General features: G+C 69.1%; 14 protein-coding genes. 10 read left to right on the top strand and 4 right to left on the bottom strand.

The genetic code is table 11. The features are described 5' to 3' along the window. The first annotated feature begins 3 nt into the window (after positions 1 to 3). The 6 genes from mtrA (at position 4) to RCO28_RS25520 (ending at position 8,013) form a co-directional block, all read left to right on the top strand. A complete protein-coding gene (mtrA, locus tag RCO28_RS25545; RefSeq protein WP_282537543.1) occupies positions 4 to 693 on the top strand; it encodes a two-component system response regulator MtrA in 690 nt (229 codons plus the stop codon). 1 nt (position 694) lies between these two features. Continuing rightward, positions 695 to 3,004, top strand: coding sequence for an MtrAB system histidine kinase MtrB (gene mtrB / locus RCO28_RS25540; RefSeq protein ID WP_308943610.1), 2,310 nt, complete (start codon positions 695 to 697; stop codon positions 3,002 to 3,004). Next, positions 2,994 to 4,832, top strand: a complete 1,839-nt coding sequence (locus tag RCO28_RS25535) for an LpqB family beta-propeller domain-containing protein (RefSeq protein ID WP_374991244.1) — start codon at positions 2,994 to 2,996, stop codon at positions 4,830 to 4,832. The genes mtrB and RCO28_RS25535 overlap by 11 nt, the downstream gene beginning before the upstream one ends. Before the next feature lie 299 nt (positions 4,833 to 5,131). Continuing rightward, on the top strand, positions 5,132 to 6,073 hold the full coding sequence (locus RCO28_RS25530; protein WP_308943609.1) for a ComF family protein: 942 nt from the start codon (positions 5,132 to 5,134) through the stop codon (positions 6,071 to 6,073). Between the two features lie 315 nt (positions 6,074 to 6,388). Beyond that, a complete protein-coding gene (gene hpf / locus RCO28_RS25525) occupies positions 6,389 to 7,081 on the top strand; it encodes a ribosome hibernation-promoting factor, HPF/YfiA family (protein WP_374991243.1) in 693 nt (230 codons plus the stop codon). Between the two features lie 185 nt (positions 7,082 to 7,266). Next, entirely contained in the window at positions 7,267 to 8,013 is a 747-nt protein-coding gene (locus tag RCO28_RS25520; protein WP_308943608.1) for a response regulator transcription factor, read from the top strand. A gap of 30 nt (positions 8,014 to 8,043) precedes the next feature. Here RCO28_RS25520 and RCO28_RS25515 read toward each other — a convergent pair whose 3' ends face one another. Beyond that, a complete protein-coding gene (locus RCO28_RS25515) occupies positions 8,044 to 9,216 on the bottom strand; it encodes a DNA glycosylase AlkZ-like family protein (protein WP_308943607.1) in 1,173 nt (390 codons plus the stop codon). A gap of 29 nt (positions 9,217 to 9,245) precedes the next feature. Further along, positions 9,246 to 9,830 (bottom strand): GNAT family N-acetyltransferase, encoded by a 585-nt coding sequence (locus tag RCO28_RS25510; protein ID WP_308943606.1) that lies wholly within the window; start codon positions 9,828 to 9,830, stop codon positions 9,246 to 9,248. Positions 9,831 to 10,079: 249 nt separating this feature from the next. Here RCO28_RS25510 and secA point away from each other — a divergent pair, with 249 nt between their 5' ends. Beyond that, a complete protein-coding gene (gene secA / locus RCO28_RS25505) occupies positions 10,080 to 12,926 on the top strand; it encodes a preprotein translocase subunit SecA (RefSeq protein ID WP_308943605.1) in 2,847 nt (948 codons plus the stop codon). Between the two features lie 104 nt (positions 12,927 to 13,030). Here secA and RCO28_RS25500 read toward each other — a convergent pair whose 3' ends face one another. After that, positions 13,031 to 13,423 (bottom strand): Rv3235 family protein, encoded by a 393-nt coding sequence (locus RCO28_RS25500; protein ID WP_308943604.1) that lies wholly within the window; start codon positions 13,421 to 13,423, stop codon positions 13,031 to 13,033. Positions 13,424 to 13,817: 394 nt separating this feature from the next. Between RCO28_RS25500 and RCO28_RS25495 the strand changes: the two genes are divergently transcribed. Together RCO28_RS25495 and RCO28_RS25490 are read left to right on the top strand one after the other, a co-directional pair. Beyond that, a complete protein-coding gene (locus RCO28_RS25495) occupies positions 13,818 to 14,324 on the top strand; it encodes a DUF6912 family protein (protein WP_308943603.1) in 507 nt (168 codons plus the stop codon). 130 nt (positions 14,325 to 14,454) lie between these two features. Further along, positions 14,455 to 15,123, top strand: a complete 669-nt coding sequence (locus RCO28_RS25490; RefSeq protein ID WP_308943602.1) for an HAD family hydrolase — start codon at positions 14,455 to 14,457, stop codon at positions 15,121 to 15,123. A 136-nt stretch (positions 15,124 to 15,259) separates the two neighbouring features. Here the strand turns inward: RCO28_RS25490 and RCO28_RS25485 are convergent, their stop codons facing one another. Next, positions 15,260 to 15,826 (bottom strand): DJ-1/PfpI family protein, encoded by a 567-nt coding sequence (locus tag RCO28_RS25485; RefSeq protein WP_308943601.1) that lies wholly within the window; start codon positions 15,824 to 15,826, stop codon positions 15,260 to 15,262. Positions 15,827 to 16,356: 530 nt separating this feature from the next. On the opposite strand from RCO28_RS25485, the gene RCO28_RS25480 reads away from it, so the two are divergent. Then, the gene (locus RCO28_RS25480; RefSeq protein ID WP_308943600.1) at positions 16,357 to 21,291 is read left to right on the top strand and encodes an NAD-glutamate dehydrogenase; all 4,935 of its coding nucleotides are present in this window, start codon (positions 16,357 to 16,359) and stop codon (positions 21,289 to 21,291) included. Positions 21,292 to 21,549 lie beyond the last annotated feature (258 nt).

Raw genomic sequence — 21,549 nt, 5'->3', positions numbered from 1 at the left:
GGGATGATGTCAGTCATGAAGGGACGAGTCCTTGTCGTCGACGACGACACCGCACTGGCCGAGATGCTCGGCATTGTGCTTCGTGGTGAGGGTTTTGAGCCGTCGTTCGTAGCAGATGGCGACAAGGCGCTGGCTGCCTTCCGTGAGACCAAGCCAGATCTGGTGCTGCTCGATCTGATGCTGCCCGGTCGGGACGGCATCGAGGTGTGCCGCCTGATCAGGGCGGAGTCCGGGGTGCCGATCGTGATGCTCACGGCCAAGAGCGACACCGTGGATGTGGTGGTGGGCCTCGAGTCGGGCGCCGACGACTACATCGTGAAGCCGTTCAAGCCGAAGGAGCTGGTGGCCCGGATCCGGGCACGGCTACGGAGATCGGAGGAGCCGGCTCCGGAGCAGCTGGCCATCGGTGACCTGGTCATCGACGTGGCCGGTCACTCCGTGAAGCGGGACGGTCAGTCGATCGCGCTGACGCCGCTGGAGTTCGACCTGCTGGTGGCGCTGGCCCGTAAGCCGTGGCAGGTGTTCACGCGTGAGGTGCTCCTGGAGCAGGTGTGGGGATACCGGCACGCGGCGGACACGCGGCTGGTCAATGTGCATGTGCAGCGGCTGCGTTCCAAGGTCGAGAAGGACCCTGAGCGCCCGGAGATCGTGGTGACCGTCCGTGGCGTCGGTTACAAGGCCGGGCCGAGCTGACGTGTCCCGGGACAGTGCTGCCTCGGCGCCCGGGGAGCCGGGGAACCGCCAGGGGCGGCCGGTGAGCCCGTCGGGGCGCACCTCCCGGTTCGGGCGGCTGATCGACGGCGGGCTGGTGCTGCAGGACGGTGTGCAGGGCAGCCCGGTGCTGCGGCTGTTCACGCGTTGGGTGCGGCGGCCGCTGCTGCCGGTGATGCGGCTGTGGCGGCGCAACATCCAGCTGCGGGTGGTCGCGGCCACGCTGGTCATGTCGCTCGGCGTGGTGCTGCTGCTCGGCTTCGTCGTCATCGGGCAGGTGCGCAACGGCCTGCTCGACGCCAAGGAGAAGGCGGCACAGATCCAGGCCACCGGTGGGTTCAAGGTCGCTCAGGAGAACGCCGCGAACAGGGTGGGCGCTGGTAGCGGTGGCGCCGCGAACGGCGATCAGGGGAAGCAGAATGCCGGCCTGTGGCGTTCCGACATGGTCACCCAGCTGTCGAGTGGTGGCCAGAGTGCCTTCCACGTGGTCGCGTTGGCGGCGGGCAGCGACGCCGGGCCGGGGCGTGCGCCACGGGCCTCGGGCTATGTCGAAGGGCTGAAAAGCGTCCCGAACGAGCTGCGCACGCAGGTCGACCGAGGCGACGGCGCGTATCAGAGCTTCTCTCGGATCGTGTACACGGAATCGGGGCCCGATCCGGTCGCCGGGCTGGTGATCGGCAAGCGGATGACGGACATCAACAACGATCCGTACCAGCTGTACTACCTCTTCCCGCTGACGCAGGAGGAGAAGTCGTTGAGCCTGGTCAAGGGCACCTTGGCCACAGCTGGGCTGTTCGTGGTGGTGCTGCTCGGGGCGATCGCCTGGCTTGTCGTGCGCCAGGTCGTCACGCCGGTGCGGATGGCGGCCGGGATCGCGGAGCGGCTCTCCGCCGGGCGGTTGCAGGAGCGGATGAAGGTCACCGGCGAGGACGACATCGCACGGCTCGGTGAGGCCTTCAACAAGATGGCGCAGAACCTGCAGCTGAAGATTCAGCAGCTGGAGGACCTTTCGCGGATGCAGCGCCGGTTCGTGTCGGACGTTTCGCACGAGCTGCGTACGCCGTTGACGACGGTACGGATGGCGGCCGATGTCATCCATGAGGCGAGGGTGGACTTCGATCCGGTGACGGCGCGGTCGGCCGAGCTGTTGGCGGATCAGTTGGACCGGTTCGAGTCGCTGCTCGCGGATCTGTTGGAGATCAGCCGGTTCGACGCGGGCGCTGCGGCGCTGGAGGCGGAGCCGACCGACCTGCGGGACGTCGTACGCAGAGTGGTCGGCGGAGCCGAGCCGCTGGCCGAGGCGAAGGGCGGCCGGATCCGCGTCGTCGGTGACGAGCAGCCGGTCGTGGCGGAGGCGGATGCGCGCCGCGTGGAGCGGGTCCTGCGCAACCTGGTCGTGAACGCGGTGGAGCACGGCGACGGCAAGGACGTGATCGTACGGCTGGGCGCTGCCGGAGGTGCGGTGGCGGTCGCGGTGCGTGATTACGGAGTGGGCCTCAAGCCGGGGGAGGCGACACGGGTCTTCAACCGGTTCTGGCGCGCCGACCCGGCACGCGCGCGTACGACCGGGGGGACCGGCCTCGGCCTGTCGATCGCGCTCGAGGACGCGCGGCTGCACGGTGGCTGGCTGCAGGCCTGGGGCGAGCCGGGAGGCGGTTCGCAGTTCCGTCTGACGCTGCCGCGCACGGCGGACGAGGCGCTGCGGGGCTCGCCGATACCGTTGGAGCCGGAGGACTCCCGTCGTAACCGCGGGCTGCACGGAGCGGGCCTGGCGGGCGGTGCGCAGGGCAAGCAGGCGACGGTGCCGGCGCAGCCGGTGACCGAGCGCGGGCCCGTGGCCGTACCGCCGACCGCGTCGTCGCTGCGCGTGACCTCGCCGAGCGCCGATCCGACGGCGTTGCCGGGCAGTGGTGCGCGTGTGGTGCCGCGGCAGGTGGGGTCGCCGGAGTGGGCGAGGGGCGGGAGTGCCATCGGCGGACCGGCTTCCCAGCGTGCTGCGGAACCGGCGACCGACGCAGTCACTGGGCCGTCCGCCGAACCGGCGATGGAAGCCGTCACTGGGCCGTCCGCCGAACCGGCAACCGAGGCGGCCACCGAGCCGCCAGCCATAGTTGCGACCGAACCGAGAGCGGAAGCTGCGACCGAACCGACAGCAGAAGCCGCGACCGGCCCGGCAACCGAATCAACCTCCGTACCCGCACCAACCAGCAGCAGACAAAAGCAAGTTGAGGCACAGCCAGGAGCGCAGGCCGCACAGGCGCCGGCGGAAGAGGAGAGTGCGCGTGGGCGCTGATCGTGGACGGTCCGGCCTCTTCCGTTCCTCGCGTACCGCGGTGGTCCTGGTGTGCTCGGCGGTCGTGCTCGCCGGGTGTGCCTCCATGCCGGACAGCGGCGGCGTGGAGCATGTGGACGCTTCCCCGCAGGAGCCGCAGGTGCAGGTCTTCGCTGTGCCGCCGCAGAAGGACGCGAGCCCTTCGGAGATCGTCGAGGGCTTCCTCGAGGCGCTGACCAGCGACGATCCGGAGTTCTCGACGGCGCGCAAGTATCTGACCGAGGAGGCGTCGGACCGCTGGGAGCCGGAGAGGTCCACCACGGTCCTGGCCGACGGGCCCAACGCGGACTCGACGCGTACGCGGACGGACCCTGACGGCGGCGGATACCTGTACGCGTTGACGGGCCGGATGATCGCGACGGTCGACGACGAGCACGCGTACCGCTCCGAGCAGGGGAAGTACTCGTCGCTGGTGCATCTCGTCCGGCAGGACGGTGACCAGTGGCGGATCGACGTGCCGCCGAACGGTGTGGTGCTCGCGCAGTCCGACTTCGAGCGCCTGTATCTGCCGGTCAGCAAGTACTTCTACGCGTCGTCGTCCTCGCCGGACGGCGGGGAGGCGCCATCGACGCCGGCGATGGTCGCCGATCCGGTGTACATCCGTAAGCGGATAGACCCGGTGACGGAGGCGGTGCGTTCGCTGCTCGACGGCCCGACCAACTGGCTGGACAACGTGGTCTCTTCCCGCTTCTCGCCGGGTATCGCGCTGGCGAAGGGCACCAAGTCGCTGGCGCCCGACGACCAGAACCATCTGAAGATCCCGCTGAACGAGCGGGCCAACGCCGTGAAGCCGGACCGCTGCGCGAAGATGGCTGCCCAACTCTTCTTCACCCTCAGGGACTTGACGCCTGCGGGCATCGAACAGGTGGAGCTGCAGCGCGAGAACGGTTCGAAGCTGTGCGCCCTTGACGCCGACCAGGCCGAGGCCAGCGCGCCGAACCGTTCGCTGAGCGGCGCGGATTACCAGTACTTCATCGACGAGAAGCACCGCCTGGTGCGGATGCCGAAGAACGGTGACGAGGTGGAGCCGGTTCCTGGCCCGCTCGGCAACGGGGATCGGCAGCTGCGCTCGGCCGCGGTGTCGCGTGCGGAGGACCGCGCGGCGGGGGTGTCGAACGACGGCCGTTCGCTGTACGTCGGGTCCCTGCTGTCCGACGAGCGGCTGGAGAAGACGGAGATCCGCAGCCAGGCCAAGCAGGAGAAGGACCGCCTGACCAAGCCGAGTTGGGACGGCCGCGGCGATCTCTGGGTCGCCGACCGGGATCCGCGCGATCAGCGGCTGCTGTGGCTGGCGCAGGGCGGCGGCGAGCCGGTGGAGGTCAAGGTCGTCGGGCTTGACGACGCCCGGATCAACGCCGTGCGGGTGTCGGCGGACGGGGTGCGGGTCGCGCTGATCGTCGAGCAGGACGGCAAAACCGAGCTGAAGATCGGCCGTGTGGAACGCCAGGGAACGTCGGAGGACCCCGAGGTGTCGGTCGTCGAACTGCGCCCCGGGGCACCGCAGATGGAGGAGGTCACGGCGATGTCCTGGGCCGGTGGCAGCCGCCTCGTGGTGGTCGGCAAGGAGGCCGGCGGGGTGCAGCAGCTGCAGTACGTGCAGAGCGACGGATCGGTCCTGCAGGACTCGGCGCTGCCTGCGCTCACCGGCGTGACGGACATTGCGGCTTCGGAGGACGAGCGACTGCCGATGGTGGCGCGCTCGGAGGAGGACGGGATCGTCCGGTTGCCTCCGGGGGCGAACTGGCGGCCGGTGGTCAAGGACGGGACGTCTCCGGTCTATCCGGGATAGTTCGGGATATCCCGGCCACGAGCCTCAGTGGTTGTGACCACGAGCCTCAGTAGCTGCGGCCGGGAGCCTCGCCAGTTGCGACCACGAATCTCAGTAGCTGCGGCCGGGAGCCTCGCCAGTGGTGACCGGCGCGAGCCGCCCGCCGGTATGCACCACGCTGAGATGACCTGCCGTCAAACTCCGTTGCCACAGGGTGATTTGGCGTGCCTTACGGCCCTCTCGCCGCGCCCTGCCCACCCTCTCCCGAGAGTTATCCACAGGGGTGGCAGGGAGTCGTGCGCCTTGGCACAGTGAGGGGCATGCGGGGTTGGTGGCGGGACCTCGCCGACCTGGTGCTGCCTGCCGACTGCGCGGGCTGTGAGCTGCCCCGCACGCTGCTGTGCGAGACCTGCCGGGCGGCGCTGTACGGCAGAGAGCCGCGCCGCGCGCGTCCCCACCGCGAGCCGGCCGGGCTGCCGGCTGTGTACGCGGCTGCGCCGTACGCGGACGGGGTGCGCTCGGTGCTGCTCGCGCACAAAGAGCGGGGCGCACTGGCGCTCGCCCAGGCCCTGGGCGTGGCGCTCGCGGGCGCGGTGCGTACGGGGCTTCGGGCCGGCGGGGACGGCGTGTGGGGCGACGAGAACGGGGGACACGGAGAAGACGATGGGGGTGATGCGTACGAACTGGAGAGTCCGCTGCTGCTGGTGCCCATGCCGTCGGCCAGGCGAGCGGTCGCCGCTCGAGGACATGACTCGGTGCGGCGCGTCGCCCGCGCGGCCGCCTGCGAACTGCGGCGCTCGGGCGTCGCGGCCCAGGCCGTCTCGGTGCTGCTCCAGCGGCGCCGCGTCATGGACCAGTCGGGGCTCAACTCCCGGCAGCGGATGGCGAACATGAGCGGTGCGCTGGAGGTGGCACCCGGCGCGGAGCGGCTCCTCGCGGGGCGGCGCGTGGTCCTGGTCGACGACCTGATGACTACGGGTGCGTCACTGGCGGAAGGGGCCCGGGCCCTGACCGCTGCAACCGCAAGATCGGGCGCAGCTGGAACGCGAGTACGTGTTACGGGAACGCAAGTAACGCAGCCCGCAAGGCAGGCCGGGTCGCGGGGAAGAGCCCGGGGCGAAACAGTGGATGGAGGCACATCCAACGTCTGGTCGGGAGCGTCGAGAACGATCGAACAGCGGGGAATGTTCCGCATGCCGTTCCCGCTGGCCGCTGCGGTGATCGCCACGTCACCTGATTCCTTCGAAATAAACCGGAACTGAGCGAGAACTTGCATCGTTGCAGGTAGTGAGAGTGGAAATGCACCTGAACGGAGGTACGCGGCAGTAGAGGGTGACGCCATCCGTCCGGGCGAGATATGTTCGGTTGTGAGGAAAGGCAGGCGCCTGACCTCGTATATCGGAATGACGGTGCACGGGTTTTCTGCAATCACCCGCACCGGTGGGGTGGAGATCTTGCCCGCGGGGGAGGAGGAGGTGGAAGTCACCGAGTCCGAGACTCCGGGGTCACCGGGGTCTGGTGCAAAAAGGGAGACGCTCCGCCCGAGTATGCGGGGCGATCCGGGAACGGAGTTCTGCGTGGACATCGTCGTCAAGGGCCGCAAGACCGAGGTGCCCGAGCGGTTCCGCAAGCACGTGGCCGAGAAGCTGAAGCTGGAGAAAATCCAGAAGCTCGATGCCAAGGTGATCAACCTCGACGTCGAGGTGTCCAAGGAGCCCAATCCGCGACAGGCCGACCGTTCTGACCGCGTGGAGATCACTCTGCGCACGCGCGGCCCGGTGATCCGGGCAGAGGCCTCGGCCAGCGATCCGTACGCTGCGCTCGACCTGGCCCAGGAGAAGCTGGAAGCACGACTGCGCAAGCAGCACAGCAAGCGCTCCACGCGCCGTGGCAACGGCCGCCTCTCGGCGGCCGAAGTGGCCGACCGGGTGCCCGGTGCGGCGACGCTCAACGGCGACGGCACGCCCGTCCCGACCGATGAGGACCAGGGCGTACCGACGAAGCGGATCGGTTCACTCGAGATCCAGGGCGAAGGCCCGATCGTCGTGCGCGAGAAGACCCACGTCGCGACACCCATGTCACTCGATCAGGCGCTCTACGAGATGGAGTTGGTCGGGCACGACTTCTACCTGTTCGTCGACTCCGAGACCAAGGAACCCAGCGTCGTCTACCGACGCCACGCCTACGACTACGGCGTCATCCACCTCAGCACGGACCCGATGGTCTCGAAGGCCCAGTCGACCGCGCCCGGCGGCTCGCTCGGCGGCTGACCCTCGATGACCACGACGACGGTGCCCCTGGAGCGCATGTGCGCCCCCAGGGGCACCATCGTGCGACCCCTTCCGGCGCCGGTGCGCCGCCGGGGCATGAAATCATGGCCGAGCAGGCCAACCCGTGGGCCACGGAAGCGGGTTGCGGCATCTTGAACAGGCCTCGGCCTTCAGGGGGAGGAACGATGGCGGGCACGTTTGGACCGTTGCGTGACGAGGATGCGGACGACGGTGTCGTAGGCATCGGAATGGAGGCGGAAGCCCCACGGAAGGAGCCCATCCGGGTCCTCGTGGTGGATGACCACGCGCTCTTCCGGCGTGGCCTTGAGATCGTCCTCGCGCAGGAGGAGGGCATCGAGGTCATCGGCGAGGCGGGGGACGGCTCCGAGGCCGTGGACAAGGCAGCCGACCTGCTGCCCGACATCGTCCTCATGGACGTCCGGATGCCCAAGCGGGGCGGCATCGAGGCGTGCACCGCCATCAAGGAAGTCGCACCCAGCGCCAAGATCATCATGCTGACGATCAGCGACGAGGAGGCCGACCTCTACGACGCGATCAAGGCGGGCGCCACCGGCTACCTTCTCAAGGAGATCTCCACGGACGAGGTGGCGACCGCGATTCGCGCCGTGGCCGACGGGCAGTCGCAGATCAGCCCGTCGATGGCGTCGAAGCTGCTCACCGAGTTCAAGTCGATGATCCAGCGCACCGACGAGCGCCGGCTCGTCCCCGCACCGAGGCTCACCGACCGAGAGCTCGAAGTGCTGAAGCTGGTCGCCACCGGCATGAACAACCGCGACATCGCCAAGGAGTTGTTCATCTCCGAGAACACCGTGAAGAACCACGTGCGCAACATCCTGGAGAAGCTGCAGCTGCACTCCCGCATGGAAGCCGTGGTCTATGCGATGCGGGAGAAGATCCTCGAGATCCGCTGAGCCGTCCGGAGACGGCTCGCCGGCGGCGGCTCAGACGAGAGCCGCCGCCAGCGGCGCGTGCAGCTCCACGGGCGTCACCCGCTCCACGCGGACCTGATCACAGCCCACCCACTCGGCGGCCTCCCGCAGCGCCTTCGCCATGGGCTCCACGGCCTTCGGGGTGTCGAGGGAGGCGTGCTTCGCCACCAGCGTGCCGCCCTCGCGCGCCGGGTCCACACGGCCCAGGAGACGGCCCCCGGACAGCAGCGGCATCGCGAAGTAGCCGTACACCCGCTTCGGCTTCGGGACGTAGGCCTCCAGGCGGTGGGTGAAGCCGAAGATGCGCTCCGTACGCGCGCGCTCCCAGACCAGGGAGTCGAAGGGCGAAAGCAGCGTCGTCCGATGCCGTCCGCGGGGCGTGCTCGCCAGCGCCGCCGGGTCCGCCCAGGCCGGCTTGGACCAGCCCTCGACCCGCACCGGCACCAGACCCGAGTCCGCGACGACGGAGTCGAACTGCTCGCTCTTCAGGCGGTGATAGTCCGCGATGTCGGAACGCGTGCCCACCCCCAGCGCCTCCCCGGCCAGTCTCACGAGGCGGCGCAGACACTCACGGTCGTCCAGGTCGTCATGGAGCAGCTCGCCCGGAACGGCGCGCTCCGCCAGGTCGTACACCCGCTTCCAGCCGCGGCGCTCCACGCACACCACCTCGCCGTACATCAGCGCGCGCTCCACGGCGACCTTCGACTCGGACCAGTCCCACCACTCGCCCTTGTTCTTCGCGCCGCCCAACTCCGTCGCCGTGAGCGGGCCTTCGGCGCGCAGCTGTTTGACGACCTGGTCGTACGCCGACTGCTTCAGGTCGTGGTACCAGTGCGGGCGGGCGCGGTACGCGCGGCGGCGGAAGGCGAAGTGCGGCCACTCCTCGATGGGCAGGATGCACGCGGCGTGCGACCAGTACTCAAAGGCGTGCGTGTCCGTCCAGTACGCCTCCTCCACCGGCTTGCGGCCGACGGCGCCGAGCCTCGCGTACGGAATCAGCTCGTGGGAGCGGGCGAGGACCGAGATCGTGTCGAGCTGGACGGCGCCCAGGTGGCGCAGGACGCCGCGCACCGCGCCACGGCGGTCGGGCGCACCGAGGAAGCCCTGGGCGCGCAGGGCGAGACGGCGGGCCTCGTCGGCGGAGAGCTTGACTTCGGGGACGGCTGGAGCCACGGCGGAGGTCATGTCCGTACCGTAGAGCGCGCCACTGACAGTCAGGGCTGACCTGCGGATCTCGCGGGCAAGTACGGGTCGAGCGGCGTCAGTTCGAGGTCCGACGGCAGCAGCGAGCCGACCCAGCAGTCGCGTCGGGTGCTGCGGTGCAGCAGGCCGGCGCGCAGCGTGCCCTCCAGGGTGAAGCCGCAGCGGACCGCCACCGCGCGTGAGGCGGTGTTGCCCACCTCGGCGCGCCACTCCAGGCGGTCGATCGCCGCGCGTGTGAAAGCCCAGCGGGACAGCGCGCGGAGCGCTTCGGTGACGTAACCGCGGCCGCGCTGCTCCTTCACCGACCAGAAGCCCACCTCGGCGGCGCCCTCGCCGCGCAGCGCGATCCCCATCACCGCCACCAGAACGCCCTCCGCGCGTGTGCGGATCGCGAACGTGTACTCCCTGCTGTTGCGCCAGGCCTCAGGAGCGAAGGTCCGCGTGAAGTTCTCGGCGTGTGCGCGCTCATAAGGAGAGGGAACGGTCGTCCAGCGCTGAATTTCGGGGTCCTGGCAGGCGGTGTAGCAGTCCTCGGTGTCGTCGGAGCCGAGGGGGCGCAAAACCAGGCGTTCGGTGGTGAGTGTGACCGGTTCCATCGGCCGATTCTCGACCGTGCGGACAGCGAGTGCCAGAACTTTTGCCGAGCGCACGGGCACCTACCGGGGCACTGAAGCGTTCTCCAAGAGGATGGCGGGTGGCCTTCGTCACGACGACCTTCCCGAGCCGGAGTCGTCCTCGCTTACGATGGCCGTTGCGGTGGGGTCCACCTGCTGTGCCCGAACCGCCGCCGAATCCGAGACAGAAACCGACCGAGCCAGGCCCGACCGGCAAGGAGACCAACCCTCGTGTCCGTCTTCAACAAGCTCATGCGTGCAGGCGAAGGAAAGATCCTGCGCAAACTGCACCGCATCGCGGACCAGGTCAACTCCATCGAAGAGGACTTCATCAGCCTCTCGGACGCCGAGCTGCGCGCCCTCACGGACGAGTACAAAGAGCGCTACCAGGAGTGGGTCGACAGCGACGGCAAGTCCGGAGACAGCCTCGACGACCTCCTGCCCGAGGCCTTCGCCACGGTGCGCGAGGCCGCCAAGCGCGTCCTGGGGCAGCGCCACTACGACGTGCAGTTGATGGGTGGTGCGGCGCTCCACCTCGGCTTTGTCGCGGAGATGAAGACCGGTGAGGGCAAGACCCTCGTCGGCACGCTGCCGACGTACCTCAACGCCCTTTCGGGCAAGGGCGTCCACCTGATCACGGTCAACGACTACCTGGCCGAGCGCGACTCCGAGTTGATGGGCCGCGTCCACAAGTTCCTCGGCCTGTCCGTCGGCTGCATCCTGGCCAACATGTCGCCGGCCCAGCGCCGCGAGCAGTACAACTGCGACATCACGTACGGCACGAACAACGAGTTCGGCTTCGACTACCTCCGCGACAACATGGCCTGGTCCCAGGACGAACTCGTCCAGCGCGGCCACAACTTCGCGGTGGTCGACGAGGTCGACTCCATCCTCGTCGACGAGGCGCGTACGCCGCTGATCATCTCCGGCCCCGCCGACCAGGCCACCAAGTGGTACGGCGACTTCGCCAAGCTGGTCACCCGCCTGACCAAGGGCGAGGCGGGCAACCAGCTCAAGGGCATCGAGGAGACCGGCGACTACGAGGTCGACGAGAAGAAGCGCACCGTCGCCATCCACGAGTCCGGGGTCGCCAAGGTCGAGGACTGGCTGGGCATCGACAACCTCTACGAGTCGGTGAACACCCCGCTCGTCGGTTACCTCAACAACGCCATCAAGGCGAAGGAACTCTTCAAGAAGGACAAGGACTACGTCGTCATCGACGGCGAAGTCATGATCGTCGACGAGCACACCGGCCGTATCCTCGCCGGCCGCCGCTACAACGAGGGCATGCACCAGGCGATCGAGGCGAAGGAAGGGGTGGACATCAAGGACGAGAACCAGACACTCGCCACGATCACCCTGCAGAACTTCTTCCGCCTCTACGGCAAGCTCTCCGGCATGACCGGTACGGCCATGACGGAGGCCGCCGAGTTCCACCAGATCTACAAGCTCGGTGTCGTCCCGATCCCGACGAACCGCGACATGGTCCGCATGGACCAGTCGGACCTGATCTACCGCACGGAGAAGGCCAAGTTCGACGCGGTGGTCGACGACATCGCCGAGAAGCACGCCAAGGGCCAGCCGATCCTCGTCGGCACCACCTCGGTCGAGAAGTCCGAGTACCTCTCGCAGCAGCTCGCCAAGCGCGGCGTGCCGCACGAGGTGCTCAACGCCAAGCAGCACGACCGAGAGGCCTCGATCGTCGCCCAGGCCGGTCGCAAGGGCTCCGTCACGGTCGCCACGAACATGGCCGGTCGCGGTACGGACATCAAGCTCGGCGGCAACCCCGACGACCTCGCGGAGGCCGAGCTGCGCCAGCACGGCCTCGACCCCGAGGAGCACATCGAGGAGTGGGCCGCGGCCCTGCCCGCCGCCCTGGAGCGTGCGGAGGAGGCCGTCAAGGCCGAGCACGACGAGGTGAAGGACCTCGGCGGCCTGTACGTCCTGGGCACCGAGCGCCACGAGTCGCGCCGTATCGACAACCAGCTGCGCGGTCGTTCCGGCCGTCAGGGCGACCCCGGTGAGTCCCGCTTCTACCTCTCGCTCGGGGACGACCTGATGCGCCTGTTCAAGGCCCAGATGGTCGAGCGCGTCATGGCGATGGCCAACGTCCCGGACGACGTCCCGATCGAGAACAAGATGGTCACGCGCGCCATCGCCTCGGCCCAGTCGCAGGTCGAGCAGCAGAACTTCGAGACGCGTAAGAACGTCCTCAAGTACGACGAGGTCCTGAACCGCCAGCGCGAGGTCATCTACGGCGAGCGCCGCCGCGTCCTGAAGGGCGAGGACCTGCACGAGCAGATCCGTCACTTCATGGACGACACGATCGACGCGTACATCCAGGCGGAGTCCGCCGAGGGCTTCGCCGAGGAGTGGGACCTGGACCGCCTCTGGGGCGCGTTCAAGCAGCTCTACCCGGTGCAGGTCAGCATCGAGGAGCTGGAGGACATGGCCGGTGACCGCGCGGGCCTGACCGCCGAGTTCATCAGTGAGTCCATCAAGGAGGACATCCACGCGCAGTACGACGCGCGCGAGGAGCAGCTCGGCTCGGAGATCATGCGTGAGCTGGAGCGCCGCGTGGTCCTCTCCGTCCTGGACCGCAAGTGGCGCGAGCACCTCTACGAGATGGACTACCTCCAGGAGGGCATCGGCCTGCGCGCGATGGCGCAGAAGGACCCGCTGGTCGAGTACCAGCGCGAGGGCTTCGACATGTTCACCGCGATGATGGAGGGCATCAAGGAGGAGTCCGTCGGCTACCTGTTCAACCTGGAGGTCCAGGTCGAGCAGCAGGTCGAGGAGGTCCCCGTCGAGGACAAGGCGACGTCCCTGGAGAAGGCTCCGGTCGAGGACGCGGTGCCCGCGGGCGCCGGCCGTCCGGAGATCCGTGCCAAGGGCCTCGAGGCCCCGCAGCGCCCGGACCGGCTGCACTTCTCGGCGCCGACGGTCGACGGCGAGGGCGGTGTCGTGGAGGGCGACTTCAGCAACGACGACGAAGCCGCGGCGCGCTCGTCCGCGGACGGTATGACGCGTGCCGAGCGCCGCAAGGCCCAGAAGGGCGGCCGCCGCCGCAAGAAGTGACGCGGTGCGGCATGTAGTGCGTACGTCGTCGGGGCCGGGGCTCAGCGGAAGCTGGCTTCCGGCCCCGCGGCGTTCGCGTCCCTGCGGGCGGGGCGCTGCGGGCCTCAGGCCGGCTGACGCTCCCCGCCCAGTTCCACGGCGGCACAGCGCCAGCGCAGGTCGGAGCCGCGCTCCAGGCGGAACGCCATGGCCCGCACCTGGTCACCGGCGCCGATGCACGCGCTGGCCTCGACCACACCCGGGCTGAGCGGAAGCGCCCGGCAGGTGCGCACGACGGGGCGCGGCCCGTGCGCCTGGAACGGCGCGTGCGGGGCGAGCTCGACGAGCTGCTGGTAGCCGTGGCCGACGGTGTGGTTGAGCATCCAGTGCACCGGGCGCTCGCCGCTCAGCACGGCAAGCAGTCGCTCGGCGAACAGCTCGTGCGGCTTGAACCGCCTCCGCTGCGCCGGTACGGCTGCGGGCCTGCGCTGGTCGCGACGATTGCCGGGCCTGGTCATCGCCCGCCCGCCGGGGCGGGTGCCGCCTCCGTTCCTCGGGCGGCCGGGGCCCCTGGATCCCCTGGAACCGTGTGAGTCGTTCTGTGTCACATCCATGATCATTTCCCCGTATCTGCCGGGCCCGGAATCGCTACCGGGCAGTAGCTACGGGATTTCTTGTACGGGTACGAGCCTTGGTCACGCAACGTGGCGTCACGCTCCGTAAAGCCCTTCCGAAAGATCACCTATCAGGGTGAGGGCCCAAGGGGCGACTGGCCTCGGAGCCGTTCACTCCGGAGACATTCCGGACGTAAGCGAAAGTGCGGAGCCTCGAACCAGCCCCCCGATGGGGGACTCCCGACCCGTATCCTGAGGGTCTTCAAGCCCACGTCCAACGACGAAGAAAGCGGCGGCCATGCGCGTCTACGTACCCCTGACCCTCCCCGCGCTCGCCGAGGCGCACGAGGCGGGCGAGCTGGGCCCCGGCCCGCTGACGGCCTACGCGGTGACGCCCGCGCTGCGCGAGTGGTACGTCTCGGACGACATCGAGGAGCTGGAGTACGCGGCGCTGAACCGGGCTGCGTCCGCGTCCCTGCGGATGCTCGCCGGTAGCCGCGGGGCTGCGCGGCGGCGGGTCGTGGTGGCCGTGGACGTGCCGGACGCCGAGGCGGCAGTGGACCCGGACCACGGGCTTGCCGTCAGCACGCTCGGCGAGGTGCGCCTGGCGCGGGCCGTGCCGCTGGCGAAGGCGGCCGCGGTGCACGTCGACTCCGACGACGCCGAGGCCGACGTACGGGCCGCGGCAGACGCCCTGGGTGCGGCGGACCAGGGGGACGACGACGCCCAGTTCACGGTGGACGGGGCGGAGGACCACGAACTGCTCTGGTTCGCCACGCAGGAGATCCCGAACATCGTGGACTGAGCCGCGGCCGACCTGTCCGGCGCTGGGTCGGCGTGACTCCATTCGGGCTCTGAGCAGGACTTATGTCGAGTCGCGTCGAGTTATCCACAGGCTTGGAGGCGGATCGCGTCCTGCGGGTACCGTCTTGGGCATGGGGAAGCAGCAAGCACCGCACATCGTCTGGGACTGGAACGGCACGCTGTTCCACGACATCGACGTGGTCATCAGGGCCACCAACGCGTCGTTCGAGGAGATCGGCCTGCCGCCGATCACGCTCGAGCGGTACCGCGAGCTGTACTGCGTGCCGGTGCCGCGCTTCTACGAGCGGCTCATGGGCCGCCTGCCCACCGACGCTGAGTGGGAAGTCATGGACGAGGCCTTCCACCGGCACTACTGGATCCTGGCGGAGAGCGCGGGGCTCGCCGAAGGGGCGGGTGAGCTGCTCGCCGACTGGCAGGCGTCCGGGCTCACGCAGTCGATGTGCTCCCTGGCCCCGCACGACCGCCTGCTGCCGATCGTGCGCACACACGGCATCGAACACCACTTCATACGCGTCGACGGCCGCGTGGGGAACTCCACCGAGGGCAAGGCCGGGCACATGGAGCGGCACATCGCGGCGTTGGCCTCGACCGTCGACCCGGCCCGCACGGTGGTGATCGGGGACGCGGTGGACGACGCGGTGGCCGCGGCGCACGTGGGGGCGCTCGCGGTGCTCTACACCGGCGGCTCGCACAGCCGCGCCAGCCTGGCCGTGGCGGGCGTGCCGGTGGTGGACACCCTCGCTGAGGCGGTCCAGGAGGCCACCCGGCTCGCGGCCTGAGCCCGCGTGACGGGAGCCCGCGGGGTGACCAGCTGACCGCACGGCCGACGGGCCTGGAGGGCTGGCCTACGGGTCCACAGGTCCACAGGCGTGGATCCACGCGGCCGCGGCTCCACGGATCAACGGGGCCGCGGATCTACGTCACCGGCGCCTTGGCGCGCAGCACGTTGATGAACTCCCGCATCCAGCGGGAGATGTCCGGCCAGGCACGGGCCGAGACGAGGGTGCCGTCGACCACGGTGTCCGCGTCCTGGAACGTCGCTCCGGCCGCCTGCATGTCCAGTTCAAGGGCCGGGAAGGCCGTGACTCTGCGGCCCACCAGGCCGCCGATGGCAGCAGTGAGGAGGGCACCGTGCGCGATCTGGGCGATCGGCCTGTCCGAGTCGAAGAACGCCTTGAGGATCTTGCGGAGCTCGGGGTCGTTGCGCAGATACTCCGGGGCGCGGCCGCCGGGGATCACCAGGGCGACATAGGCCCCGGGGTCGACCTCGGAGAAGGCGAGGTCGGCCGGCCAGGTGTAGCCGGGTTTCTCGGTGTAGGTGTCGAAGCCCGGCTCGAAGTCGTGGAGGACGAGCTGCAGTTTCTTGCGGGCGGGCGCGGCGATGTGCACGTCGTACCCCTCTTCGCGCAGCCGCAGATAGGGGTGGAGCACCTCGAGGGACTCCGCCGCGTCACCGGTCACCATCAGAATCTTTGCTGCCATGGCCGCTCGCTCCCTTGGCGTGAACCATGTGGTGCGCCGGTCCGTGGTCCTGGTCGGGAGGGCGTTCGCGCGGAGCGGCGCCTGTCCTGCCAACGTGCACCGGCGGCGGCGATTTGCCAAGTGGGTCATGGCACTGAGGAGGGGGCACGGAGGGCCGACGCATGAACCAGGGGGTGTTGTCCCTGTCCAGAGTGTCAAAGTAATGACCGTTCTTTTGTACACATACAGCCCATGACGGGGGCCTGGTGGGGGGAGATAGCCTTGACCCGTGATCAGCGCGATATCCCTCGGGGGCAGTGCAGCCCCCGGCCCGTGCCCGGTACGTCGGCGTGCCCGGGCGATTGTCGCGCTTCGGATTCGGGGCACGCAGCCGAAAATGGCCGAGACCGCCCCTGTCACATCTCACCAAGGCATAGCGTCGGCGGGGACCGGAATCCCCGTGTCTCCACGTAGTGCGCTTGCTCGCCACACCGGCGTAAAAATCACTTCCTTCAACGTCACGCAACGGCGCGCGACAGGAGCCAGAGGACATGCAGACCAAGCTGGACGAAGCAAAGGCCGAGCTGCTCACACGGGCTGCCCGGGTAGCTGAGAACAGCCCGGTCGGGGGGCAACTTCCGACGGGGGCCAATACGGGAGATCGTCCGGACGAGGACACAGTGCTCTCGTACCTCCAGCGCTACTACCTGCACACCGCACCGGAAGACCTGGCGGACCGCGACCCGGTCGACATCTTCGGTGCAGCGTTCTCGCACTACCGCCTCGCGGAGGAGCGCCCGCAGGGCACGGCCAACGTCCGGGTGCACACGCCCACGGTCGAGGAGAACGGCTGGACGTGCTCGCACTCCGTCGTCGAGGTCGTCACGGACGACATGCCGTTCCTGGTCGACTCGGTCACCAATGAGCTCTCCCGCCAGGGCCGCGGCATCCACGTCGTGATCCACCCGCAGGTCGTCGTGCGCCGGGACCTCACCGGCAAGCTCGTCGAGGTGCTCCCGGCCGGGGCGCCCGACGATGCGCACGACACGCTCACCGAGTCCTGGATCCACGTCGAGATGGACCGGGAGACCGACCGGGCCGACCTCAAGCAGATCACCAACGACCTGCTCCGGGTGCTGTCCGACGTCCGCGAGGCCGTCGAGGACTGGGAGAAGATGCGCGACGCCGCGCTGCGCATCGCCGACGAGCTGCCCAGCGAGCCGACCGCGGACGACCTGCAGAACCAGGAGGTCGAGGAGGCCCGCGAGCTGCTCAGGTGGCTCGCCGCCGACCACTTCACGTTCCTCGGCTACCGCGAGTACGAGCTGAACGAGGACGACTCCCTCGGCGCCGTCCCCGGCACCGGCCTCGGCATCCTGCGCTCCGACCCGCAGCACAGCGGCGAGGATGTGCACGGCCACCCGGTCAGCCCTTCCTTCAACCGGCTGCCTGCCGACGCCCGGGCCAAGGCCCGCGAGCACAAGCTGCTCGTCCTGACCAAGGCCAACAGCCGCGCCACGGTCCACCGCCCCAGCTACCTCGACTACGTCGGCGTGAAGAAGTTCGACGCCGAAGGCAACGTCGTCGGTGAGCGCCGCTTCCTCGGCCTGTTCTCCAGCGCCGCGTACACCGAGTCCGTGCGTCGCGTGCCGGTGATCCGCCGCAAGGTCGCCGAGGTCCTCAAGCAGGCCGGCTTCTCGCCCAACAGCCACGACGGCCGTGACCTGCTGCAGATCCTCGAGACGTACCCGCGTGACGAGCTCTTCCAGACCCCGGCCGACGAGCTGCGCTCCATCGTCACGTCCGTGCTCTACCTGCAGGAGCGCCGCCGGCTGCGGCTGTACCTGCGCAAGGACGAGTACGGCAGGTACTACTCCGCGCTCGTCTACCTGCCCCGGGACCGCTACACCACGGGTGTGCGCCTGCGGATCATCGACATCCTGAAGGAGGAGCTCGGCGGCACCAGCGTCGACTTCACCGCCTGGAACACCGAGTCGATCCTCTCCCGGCTGCACTTCGTCGTCCGTGTGACGCCGGGCACCGAGCTGCCGCAGCTGTCAGACGCCGACAAGGAGCGCATCGAGGCCCGCCTCGTCGAGGCCGCGCGTTCCTGGGCCGACGGCTTCGCGGAGGCGCTGACCGCCGAGTGCGGCGAGGAGCGCGCCGCCGAGCTGCTGCGCCGCTACAGCAACGCCTTCCAGGAGGGCTACAAGGCGGACCACACGCCGCGCGGCGCGGTCGCCGACCTGGTGCGGGTCGAGCAACTCGCCCAGAGCCCGAAGGACTTCGCGCTCTCCCTCTACGAGCCCGTGGGCGCCGGACCCGGCGAGCGGCGCTTCAAGATCTACCGGGCCGGCGGCCAGGTCTCCCTCTCCGCGGTGCTGCCCGTGCTGCAGCGCCTGGGCTGCGAGGTCGTGGACGAGCGGCCGTACGAGCTGCGCGTCAGCGACGGCACGACGGCGTGGATCTACGACTTCGGTCTGCGCATGCCCAGGGCCGCCGGGAACGGGGACTACCTCGCGGACGACGCGCGGGAGCGTTTCCAGGAGGCCTTCGCCGCCGTCTGGAACGGGCTCGCCGAGAACGACGGTTTCAACTCTCTCGTCCTGGGCGCCGGGTTGACCTGGCGGCAGGCGATGGTGCTGCGCGCGTACGCCAAGTACCTGCGGCAGGCGGGCGCCACGTTCAGCCAGGACTACATGGAGGACACCCTCCATAACAACGTCCACACCACGCGGCTCCTGGTGAGCCTCTTCGAGGCGCGGATGTCGCCGGACCGGCAGCGGGCCGGCACCGAGCTGATCGACGGCCTCCTTGAAGAGCTGGACGGCGCGCTCGACCAGGTCGCGTCGCTCGACGAGGACCGGATCCTGCGGTCCTTCCTCACTGTCATCAAGGCGACGCTGCGGACGAACTTCTTCCAGGAGGCGGGCGGCGGCCAGCCGCACACGTACGTCTCCATGAAGCTGGACCCAAAGGCGATCCCGGACCTTCCGGAGCCGCGGCCGGCCTACGAGATCTGGGTGTACTCGCCCCGTGTCGAGGGTGTGCACCTGCGCTTCGGCAAGGTCGCGCGCGGCGGTCTGCGCTGGTCCGACCGGCGTGAGGACTTCCGTACGGAGATCCTCGGCCTGGTGAAGGCGCAGATGGTGAAGAACACCGTCATCGTGCCGGTCGGCGCGAAGGGCGGCTTCGTCGCCAAGCAGCTGCCCGACCCGAGCGTGGACCGGGACGCGTGGCTCGCCGAGGGCATCGCCTCGTACAAGACGTTCATCTCGGCCCTGCTCGACATCACCGACAACATGGTCGCGGGCGAGGTCGTGCCCCCGCACGACGTGGTGCGGCACGACGGCGAGGACACCTACCTCGTGGTCGCGGCCGACAAGGGCACCGCGACCTTCTCGGACATCGCCAACGAGGTCGCGGAGTCGTACAACTTCTGGCTGGGTGACGCCTTCGCGTCCGGCGGTTCGGCCGGGTACGACCACAAGGGCATGGGCATCACCGCGCGCGGTGCCTGGGAGTCCGTGAAGCGGCACTTCCGGGAGCTCGGCCACGACTCGCAGAACCAGGACTTCACGGTCGTCGGCGTCGGTGACATGTCCGGTGACGTGTTCGGCAACGGCATGCTGCTCTCCGAGCACATCCGCCTGGTCGCCGCCTTCGACCACCGGCACATCTTCATCGATCCGAAGCCGGACGCGGCCACCTCGTACGCCGAGCGGCGCCGGCTCTTCGAGCTGCCGCGCTCGTCCTGGGCGGACTACAACAAGGAGCTGCTCTCCGCGGGCGGCGGCGTCTTCCCGCGCAGCGCCAAGTCCATCCAGCTGAACGCGCACATCAGGGAGGCCCTCGGTATCGAGTCGGGCGTCTCCAAGATGACCCCGGCCGAGCTGATGAAGACGATCCTGCAGGCGCCGGTCGACCTGCTGTGGAACGGCGGCATCGGTACGTACGTGAAGTCGAGCGCCGAGTCCAACGGCGACGTCGGCGACAAGGCCAACGACGCCATCCGGGTCGACGGAGCGGACCTGCGGGTCAAGGTCGTCGGCGAGGGCGGCAACCTCGGTCTGACGCAGCTGGGCCGGATCGAGTTCGCGCGTGCGGGCGGCCGGGTCAACACGGACGCGATCGACAACAGCGCGGGCGTGGACACCTCCGACCACGAGGTGAACATCAAGATCCTTCTCAACTCCGTGGTCTCGGACGGCGACATGACGGTGAAGCAGCGCAACAAGCTGCTCGCCGAGATGACCGACGAGGTCGGCCGCCTGGTCCTGCGCAACAACTACGCACAGAACACGGCCCTGGCCAACGCTCTGGCGCAGTCGTCGAGCATGGTCCACGCCCAGCAGCGCTTCCTGCGCACGCTGGTGCGCGAGGGGCACCTCGACCGCTCCCTCGAGTTCATGCCCACCGACCGCCAGATCCGGGAGCGCCTGAACGCCGGGCTCGGCCTGACGCAGCCGGAGACGGCGGTGCTGCTCGCGTACACGAAGATCACCGTCGCGGAGGCGCTGCTCGGCACGGATCTGCCGGACGACAAGTACCTGCAGGGCCTGCTGCACGCGTACTTCCCGACGGCGCTGCGCGAGCGGTTCCTCGACCAGATCGACGCGCACGCGCTGCGCCGGGAGATCGTCACGACGGTCCTCGTGAACGACACGGTGAACTCGGGCGGTACGAGCTTCCTGCACCGGATGCGTGAGGAGACCGGTGCCTCGCTCGAAGAGGTGGTGCGCGCCCACACCGCGGCCCGCGCGATCTTCGGGCTCGGCGACTTCTGGGACGCGGTCGAGGCGCTGGACAACGTCGTGGCGGCGGATGTGCAGACCCGGATCAGGCTGCACTCGCGGCGCCTGGTGGAGCGCGGCACGCGCTGGCTGCTCAACAACCGGCCGCAGCCGATCGACCTGGCGGAGACCATCGAGTTCTTCCGCGAGGGCGTGACGCAGGTCTGGTCGGAGCTGCCGAACCTGGTGCGCGGCGCGGACCTGGACTGGTACCAGGGGATCTTCGAGGAGCTGACCGGCGCCGGAGTGCCGGAGGAGCTGGCGCAGCGCGTATCCGGTTTCTCGTCGGCGTTCCCGACGCTGGACGTGGTGCTGATCGCGGACCGGATGGACAAGGCGCCGCTGGAGGTCGCCGAGGTCTACTACGACCTCGCGGACCGTCTGCAGATCACCCAGCTCATGGACCGGATCAGCGCGCTGCCGCGCAGTGACCGCTGGCAGTCGATGGCGCGTGCGGCGATCCGCGAGGATCTGTACGCGGCGCATGCGGCCCTCACCGCGGATGTGCTGGCGGTGGGCAACGGCACATCGACGCCCGAGCAGCGCTACAAGGCCTGGGAGGGGCAGAACGCCGCGATCCTGGGCCGCGCCAAGGCGACGCTCGACGAGATCCAGGGCTCGGACGACTTCGACCTCGCGAACCTGTCCGTGGCGATGCGGACGATGAGGACGCTGCTGCGTACGCACGGCTGAGTCCGCACCCACCTCCGGCAGCCACCAGGGCGCCCCGGCCTGAACTTCAGGCCGGGGCGCCCTGTCGTGTTTCAGGCCGGGGCGCCCTGTCGTGTGCCCAGCCCGCGATTCATCTGCCCGGTTAGACCCCAAATTTTTACGAATTCACCGGTATGGCACATTTGACTCCTGTCGCCGGAACGGGCCAACGTACGCGGGCCCGCGTACCGGGCATGTCGGACAATCGAGAGGATGTTGAACGAGCGGTGCAGGTTGCCT

The sequence above is a fragment of the Streptomyces sp. LHD-70 genome, from assembly GCF_031157275.1.
Classification (GTDB): domain Bacteria; phylum Actinomycetota; class Actinomycetes; order Streptomycetales; family Streptomycetaceae; genus Streptomyces.
The sequence above is the reverse complement of the archived record's forward strand: the minus strand, read 5'-3'. Positions and strand labels throughout refer to the sequence as shown.